This window comes from Haematobacter genomosp. 1, from assembly GCF_002196855.1.
Classification (GTDB): domain Bacteria; phylum Pseudomonadota; class Alphaproteobacteria; order Rhodobacterales; family Rhodobacteraceae; genus Haematobacter.
Map to the genome: position 1 here is coordinate 65,311 of NZ_NIPW01000039.1, position 7,117 is coordinate 72,427.

Genomic DNA, 7,117 nt, shown 5'->3' on the forward strand with positions numbered 1-7,117 from the left:
GCCGCAGCCAGCGCCCCATGGCATGGGTCACCGGCCTTCTGCTGTCGCATTTCCGTTCGCATGCGCTGACCCGGCTGGCCTTCGATGGCCGGCCGGTTGCCATCTGGGGGGCCAACGGCTCGGGCAAGACCAACCTGCTGGAAGCGCTGTCGCTGCTGTCTCCGGGCCGCGGGTTGCGCCGTGCGGGGCCGGAGGAACTTGCCCGGCAGCCGGAACGGCTCGGCTGGAAGGTCGTCGCCGGCGTGCAGGGCGATCTGCCGCATGAGGTGGAGACCTGGGCGGAGGCCGGCGGTACGCGCCAGGTGAGGATCGACGGCAAGGCGGCGCCGCAGGTGGCGCTGGCAAGGCTGATGACGGTGCTCTGGCTGACGCCCGCGATGGATCGGCTGTGGTCGGAGGGGGCCGAGGGGCGCCGACGGTTCTTCGACCGGGTCGCCATGAGCTTTGAGCCGGACCATGCGGAGGCATCGCTGGCCTATGACAAGGCGATGCGGGAGCGGAACCGCCTGCTTCGCGACGGGATCCAAGACCCCTACTGGTACGACGCGCTGGAAGCGCAGATGGCGGAGACGGGGGCCCGGATCACCGCCAACCGGATCACCGCGCTCACCCGGATCGCTGCCGCGCAGGCGGGGGCGGAGACGCGCTTTCCCGCTGCGGATCTCATGCTCACCCAGCCGGAGGGTGCGCCGGAAGCCGATGCGGTGGCGCTCGCCCGGCAGTTCGCGGAGGGCCGACGGCGCGACATGGCGGCGGGGCGCACGCTGACCGGGCCGCATCGCGCCGATATAGAGGCCGTCTGGCGGGAGAAGGGCATGGCGGCCGCGCTCTGCTCCACCGGGGAGCAGAAGGCGCTCCTGCTGTCGCTGATCCTCGCCAATGCCCGGGCGCTCGCGGAGGATACCGGCCACCCGCCGCTGCTGCTGCTGGACGAGGCCGCCGCGCATCTGGACCCGGAGCGCCGCGCCGCGCTCGCGGAGGAGATCGTGGCGCTCGCGGCGCAGGCCTTCCTTACCGGCACGGATCCGGTGCTGTTTGAAAGTCTTGCCGGCCGGGCCAGCTTCTACGCAGTGGAGGAGGCGGAGGGCCGCTCCTCCGTCCAGCACAGGAGCATGCCATGATCCCAGAACGGATTACCCTCGTGACGCTCGGCGTCGCCGATCTGGGGCGGAGCAAGGGCTTTTACGGCCGGCTGGGCTGGAAGCCGGTGGAGGAGCAGGAGGGCGTCGCCTTCTATCAGCTTCACGGGCAGGCGCTGGCGCTGTTCGGGCTTGCGGACCTTGCCGCGGATCAGGGCCGCCCGCAGTCGCCGCTCGGCACCGGGGCGATCACGCTCGCCCAGAACTTCGCCACGGTGGAGGAGGTGGAGGCGGCCTTTGCCGATGCGGTGGAGGCGGGGGCCACGCCGCTCAAACGCCCCGTTGCCACCGATTGGGGCGGCCATTCGGGATATTTCGCCGATCCCGACGGGCATGTCTGGGAACTGGCCCATAACCCGTTCTGGCCGCTGAACGACGATGGCAGCCTGACGCTGCCCGCCTCTCCCGGCAGTCTGGACTGAGATCCGGCAGTCGCGCGGGGGTTAACAGGCTGCTGGGAAAAGGCTTTCAGGTCTGCGTTGGAGCAGAGATCGTCTGCAATCTGGTGAAACCCTGCCGGAAATCCACACGTTTCCGGGTCATTCTGGTCTGATTCCCGATTTTCAGAGTATAGGCACGGCAGTTCTGAACTTTTTCAGCAACCTGTTACCGCCTTGCGGCGGAGGGCGGGGATGACCCGCTTCGGCCAGGTGACGCGCGGCGCCATCCGCGCTATCCCGGTGTCGAAGGAGAAAACGCCCATGTACACGCCGCCCGCCTTTCGTGACGATGACCGCGACGCCCTTTGCGCCCTGATGCGGGCCGCGCCCTTCGCCAATCTGGTCACGGCCACGGCGGCAGGGGTTGAGTGCACGCCGCTTCCCCTCTGGCTCGACCCGGAGGAGGGGCCGCTCGGCACGCTCTACGGCCATGTCGCACGGGCCAATCCCCATTGGCGGGCTGCGGCGGTGGGCGAGACACTCGCTATCTTCTCCGGCCCCGACGCCTATGTCAGCCCCGGCTGGTATGCGACCAAGCAGGAAACGGGCAAGGTCGTGCCGACGTGGAACTACCTCACCGTTCATGCGCGCGGGCCGGTGGAGTTCTTCGAAGATGCCGACAGGCTGCTGGATGTCGTGACCCGGCTGACCGACTCGCATGAGGCCGGCCGCGCCGCGCCCTGGGCGGTTTCCGACGCGCCGGAGTCGTTCATCCGCGCCCAGCTTCGCGGGATCGTCGGTCTCCGCCTGCCCATCGCCACGCTGGAGGGCAAGCGCAAGATGAGCCAGAACCGCAGCCCGGCCGACAGAGAGGGCGTGGCCGCAGGGCTGAGCCAAAGCGAAAGTCCCGGCGACAGGGCGGTGGGAGGACTTGTTCCCCTCGCCTGACCGGTCTGGTCAGGGCATCGGCCAATTGGTCCGTGCACAGCTCCCGCCATGCCCCAGCCATGCGATGGGGGAGGCGAATCATGGGGACAGAAGAGCGGGCCCAGAATCACGGGGACAGAAGCGCGGGAAGGAGAGCATCGACGGCGCGTGCCTCGGCGGTCGTAGCTCTGGGGCAGTCCGCACGACCTTCTCCGGCGTCAGATCCCTACGGGGAGGCCGATCTTCGGCGGCCTGCACTTGACCCCGCCGGGGGAATGTCTAGATCTCCGTCTGTCGGGACGGCCCGGCATTCCATGCACACCGGACGGGGACGACCCTGTCATGACCACGGAGAATGGCCATGGCTTGGCTCTATCTGTTTCTTGCAGGTGCCTCGGAAATCGTCTGGGCAGGGCTTTTGAAACATACGCACGGCTTCACTCGGCTGGGGCCGACAGTGCTCCTGCTCCTCGCCATGGCGATGAGCGTTGCCTTTCTTGCCCTTGCGGCGCGGACGCTGCCGATCGGCCTGTCCTACGCCGTCTGGTGCGGCATCGGCATCATCGGCACCACCCTGACCGGCTATCTCATCTATGGAGAGGCATTGAGCGCCGGGCAGCTCGCCTGCATCGGCATGATCGGGGCAGGGGTGATCGGGCTGAAGCTCGTCTCCTGATGCGGGGCCCTCAGCCTTCGGGAAGGGCGCGCAGGATCGTGACGATCGTGTCGCCATAGCGCCGCTGGTCAAGTTGCTCGAACCCCTCCGGCGGTGCAGGGGGGGTGCTTTCCTCCCAGACGATCAGGGCGTCCGCCGCGATCCAGCCCCCCTCCCGGCAGGAGGAGAGCGCCTGCTCCCCGAAATGCATCCCATAGGGCGGGTCGAGGAACACAAGCCCGTAAGGCTCCCCCCGGTTCGGCCCCATCCGCGTCGCGTCGCGCCGGTAGAGGTCGATGGCCCCCTGCGCCCGCAGCTTTTCCACATTGCTGCGGATCAGCGCGCGCCCCTTCACGCCATCCTCGACAAAGGTGACCTTCGCCGCCCCGCGCGACAGGGCTTCCAGCCCCAGCGCGCCGGTTCCGGCAAACAGGTCGAGCACGCGCGCGCCCGCCACCGGATCGCCATAGCCGCCGTTCTGAAGGAGGTTGAAGATCGCCTCCCGCACCCGGTCGGTCGTGGGGCGCAGGTGGGCCGCCGCATCGCCTTCGCCCACATCGGCAAGCTGGGTGCCGCGAAATCTGCCGCCGATGATCCGCATCAGCGTAACAACGCCTTCAGATCGGCGGACGGGTCGGCGATCACCGCCGGGTCGGGGCTCCGGCCCGCTTCCAGCAGACGCTTGCCCACCATGTAGCCCCGCGCGTCATTCATCGCATCGACCGCGATGAACTGCCCGCGCCGCCAGTACCAGTGGGACTGCGCCGTCTCCCCCGCGCCCCGCACGACCACCTGATCGTGGCCGGAGGACAGTCCGGCGATCTGGAGCTTCACATCATACTGGTCCGACCAAAACCACGGCACCGGCACGTAGGGTTTCGCCGCGCCAAGCATGTTTTCCGCCACGCGCTCCGCCTGATCTATGGCGTTCTGGACACTTTCCAGCCTGATCCGGCCCCCCGCGAGCGGGAAGGAGGCGCAATCCCCCGCTGCCCAGATCGCCGGATCGGAGGTGCGGCCGAAATCGTCCACCGCGATGCCGTTGTCGAGCGTCAGCCCCGCCGACTGCGCCAGTTCCGTCGCCGCATCCAGCCCGATGCCCGCGATAAGGAAATCCGCCTCCACCCGGCTGCCGTCGGTGAGGACGGCCCCGTTCACGCGCTGGGTTCCCAGAAGCTCGGCAATGCCCACGCCTTCGCGGATGCTGACGCCGTGGCGCTGGTGAAGGGTGCGGAAATAATCCGCCGTCGCTTCCGATGCGACCCGGCGCAGGATGCGCCCATTGGCCGAGAGCAGCGTGACTTCCAGCCCCCGGAGCGCAGCCACCGCCGCCGCTTCCAGCCCGATATAGCCGCCCCCCAAGACCAGCGCCTTGCGCCCTGCGGTGAACTCCGGTGCCATCCGGTCCACATCCGCGAGCGTCCGCACGAGGTGGATGCCGTCGCGATGGCCCGCCACGGCGGGGGAGAGCGCTCGGGCCCGCCCGCCGGTTGCCAGCACGAGGTGATCGTAGGGGATTGCTTCGCCGCCCGCCGTCACGATCCGCCGCGTCGCGTCGATGGCGGTGACGCGGGTTTCAAGCCGCAGGGCGATGTCGTTGTCCACATAGAACTGCGCCGGACGGAGGTAGAGCCGCTCCTCCTCCATCTCGCCCAGCAGGTATTTCTTGGACAGGGGCGGGCGCTGGTAGGGCGGCACGGGTTCCTCGCCGATCAGGGTGATCGTTCCGGCAAAGCCAAGGCTCCGCAGCTTCGCCACCAGCGATGCTCCGGCCTGCCCCGCGCCAACCACCACGATCCTCGTCATGCAACCCTCCGCCATGATTGAAGCGAACCATAATGAGAGCCTGCGCCCGGCGCAACGCGGGCAGGCGATGACGAGAGGGAGCGTGAGCTATCACTTGAACGCACGGCCATGAGCCGCCCCGGCGCCGCCGCGCGTTCATGTGCTACGGAGGGAGGGGCGCTACGGCGGGAGGGGTCAACCTGCTCAGGGCCGGCCGTCCCCGGCGCGCGCGTTCATGTGAGCTATGACACCTGCGCGGGGTCCGGTCGATGGAACTGCATCGATGCCGCTGCGGGCGCATATGCTGCAACGGGCGAGGCTGGCACACGGGTCAGGTCCGGGTCGTCCTCTGGTCGATCGGGGGCATGAGCTGAGATCGGGCGCTTCGTCCGTCCATGGCGCGGGAGCGCGACCCGCCGCGCGATTATGTGCCAGACGGATGTGGATGGGGCGAGGCGTTATTCGACAGACGATCCCGAGCTCGCTGCCGGGGAATAAGGGCCGTGAGCTTTGCGATAGTGGAGGGGCGCGGGGGCGCGTCGGCATTGCGTCTCGGACCGCTCAACCGCCTGTGGCCGTCGGCCTGTCGTGCAGCAGGCCGGAGAGGCGGGCGGCGACGGCATGACCCGCCTCAACCCGCGTCCGCTCCCGATAGGTTACTGCTGCTCTGCCTCCGGGTGGTGGCGGAAGGGACCGTAGCTCGTCAGCACCTCCATTTCCTCCGACACGGCCTCCCGCTCCGCGGTCAGGAACTGCTCCACGGCGCGGCGGAAGCCCTCGTCCCGGATCCAGTGCAGGGAATGGGTCTGGGTCGGCAGATAGCCGCGGGCGAGCTTGTGCTCCCCCTGTGCCCCGGCCTCCACCCGTGCCAGTCGATTGTCGATGGCGAAGTCCATCGCCTGATAATAGCACGCCTCGAAATGCAGGAAGGGATGCTCCTCCAGCGCGCCCCAGTAGCGGCCATAGAGCGTGTCGCGTCCGATGAAATTCAGCGCCCCCGCGATCCAGCTTCCGCGCCGACGGGCCATGACCAGCAGGATATCCTGCCGCATCGTTTCATGGAGCCGGTCGAAGAAGGCGCGGGTCAGATAGGGGCTGCCCCATTTGCGTGCGCCGGTGTCCTGATAGAAGCGCCAGAAGGCGTCCCAGTGCGCGCGCTCGATGGCATCGCCGGTGAGGGCGACGATCTCTCCACCGAAACCCTGCGCCGCCGCGCGTTCCTTGCGGATCGTCTTGCGCTTGCGGGAGGCAAGTTCGGCAAGGAAGGCGTCGAAATCCGCATAGCCCGGGTTCTCCCAGTGGAATTGCTGGGTGACGCGATGAAGAAGCCCCATCGCCGCGCCCGCCTCCGCTTCCTCCGCCGTGCAGAAGGTGATGTGCAGGGACGAAAGCTGGTTCGCCTCCGCCAGTTGCGTGGCCCCGGCCAGAAGTCCCGCACGGCCGAGTTCCTCAAAGCCCGGACGGGTCAGGAGCCGCCGCCCGGTCGCGGGGGTAAAGGGCACGGCGATCTGGAGCTTCGGATAATAGCGCCCGCCCGCCCGCTCCCATGCCTCCGCCCAGGCGAAATCGAAGATGTATTCGCCCCGGCTGTGGGATTTCACGTAGAGCGGGGCAACCGCGACGGCTTCTCCCGCATGGCGGACGACCGCGTGGCGGGGCATCCAGCCGCTGCTGCCGCCGACGGATCGCGACTCCTCCAGCGCGGCGAGGAAGCGGTAGGTAGTGAACGGGTCGAACGGACGGCCGCCGCTCGCGGTCTCCGGCGCGGCGCAGGCGTCCCATGTGTCCGCGCCGATTTCTTCGATGCGGGAATGAAAGGTGACTTCTATCGGGGTTTCCATTGTCGCTCCGCGCGGCCCCTGGGGGGAGGGATGCTCCGACTCTGGCGCAATGCACCGGCCCGTCAAGCATCACCGGCCATGGCGGGGGGAATGGGGGGCCTGACCGCGCGGGACCGGTTTCGCCGATGCGGCTTGCGCCCTGTCGCCACACGGCCGCTGCAGGGCAACACAGCTATGACGGAAGGTCTGTGCTCAGGGACTACTGCCCGGCACTGCTGCGCGCAAAGACCAGAGGGCCGGTAATTCAGGCGCGCGAACGGATGGCGCGGTCGCCCGGCGAACCCCTGCAAGACAGGGGCCCGGATGCCCCATCGCGCCGCCGGGGGAAAGATTGCTCTGGACCATCGGCAGAGGGCATGCAGCGGCTTTCCGCACCGCACCGCACCGCAC

The 7,117-nt window shown here is 68.5% G+C and carries 7 protein-coding genes; 4 read left to right on the forward strand and 3 right to left on the reverse strand.

From position 1 onward, the window contains the following. The first annotated feature begins 17 nt into the window (after nt 1-17). From recF to CDV49_RS17265, 4 genes are all read left to right on the forward strand, one after another. Nucleotides 18-1,121, forward strand: coding sequence for a DNA replication/repair protein RecF (recF, locus tag CDV49_RS17250; protein ID WP_088216633.1), 1,104 nt, complete (start codon nt 18-20; stop codon nt 1,119-1,121). Beyond that, nucleotides 1,118-1,561, forward strand: a complete 444-nt coding sequence (locus CDV49_RS17255; protein WP_088216634.1) for a VOC family protein — start codon at nt 1,118-1,120, stop codon at nt 1,559-1,561. Before recF ends, CDV49_RS17255 begins: the two co-directional genes overlap by 4 nt. Before the next feature lie 210 nt (nt 1,562-1,771). Continuing rightward, nucleotides 1,772-2,467 (forward strand): FMN-binding negative transcriptional regulator, encoded by a 696-nt coding sequence (locus tag CDV49_RS17260; protein ID WP_256947389.1) that lies wholly within the window; start codon nt 1,772-1,774, stop codon nt 2,465-2,467. Nucleotides 2,468-2,807: 340 nt separating this feature from the next. After that, nucleotides 2,808-3,122, forward strand: coding sequence for a DMT family transporter (locus tag CDV49_RS17265; protein WP_088216635.1), 315 nt, complete (start codon nt 2,808-2,810; stop codon nt 3,120-3,122). Nucleotides 3,123-3,132: 10 nt separating this feature from the next. On the opposite strand, the gene rsmD is transcribed toward CDV49_RS17265, so the two are convergent. The 3 genes from rsmD to CDV49_RS17280 form a co-directional block, all read right to left on the reverse strand. Next, on the reverse strand, nt 3,133-3,702 hold the full coding sequence (gene rsmD, locus CDV49_RS17270; RefSeq protein ID WP_088216636.1) for a 16S rRNA (guanine(966)-N(2))-methyltransferase RsmD: 570 nt from the start codon (nt 3,700-3,702) through the stop codon (nt 3,133-3,135). Beyond that, on the reverse strand, nt 3,702-4,907 hold the full coding sequence (locus CDV49_RS17275) for an NAD(P)/FAD-dependent oxidoreductase (RefSeq protein WP_088216637.1): 1,206 nt from the start codon (nt 4,905-4,907) through the stop codon (nt 3,702-3,704). Before CDV49_RS17275 ends, rsmD begins: the two co-directional genes overlap by 1 nt. A 635-nt stretch (nt 4,908-5,542) precedes the next feature. After that, nucleotides 5,543-6,727: a GNAT family N-acetyltransferase gene (locus CDV49_RS17280; RefSeq protein ID WP_088216638.1), complete on the reverse strand. Its 1,185-nt coding sequence runs from the start codon at nt 6,725-6,727 to the stop codon at nt 5,543-5,545. Nucleotides 6,728-7,117 lie beyond the last annotated feature (390 nt).

Coding starts and splice junctions, on each gene's coding strand:
- CDV49_RS17275 (WP_088216637.1), bottom strand. CDS start 4,907: ATGACGAGGATCGTGGTGGTTGGCGCGGGGCAGGCCGGAGCATCGCTG.
- CDV49_RS17255 (WP_088216634.1), top strand. CDS start 1,118: ATGATCCCAGAACGGATTACCCTCGTGACGCTCGGCGTCGCCGATCTG.
- CDV49_RS17265 (WP_088216635.1), top strand. CDS start 2,808: ATGGCTTGGCTCTATCTGTTTCTTGCAGGTGCCTCGGAAATCGTCTGG.
- CDV49_RS17280 (WP_088216638.1), bottom strand. CDS start 6,727: ATGGAAACCCCGATAGAAGTCACCTTTCATTCCCGCATCGAAGAAATC.
- CDV49_RS17260 (WP_256947389.1), top strand. CDS start 1,772: ATGACCCGCTTCGGCCAGGTGACGCGCGGCGCCATCCGCGCTATCCCG.
- recF (WP_088216633.1), top strand. CDS start 18: ATGGCATGGGTCACCGGCCTTCTGCTGTCGCATTTCCGTTCGCATGCG.
- rsmD (WP_088216636.1), bottom strand. CDS start 3,702: ATGCGGATCATCGGCGGCAGATTTCGCGGCACCCAGCTTGCCGATGTG.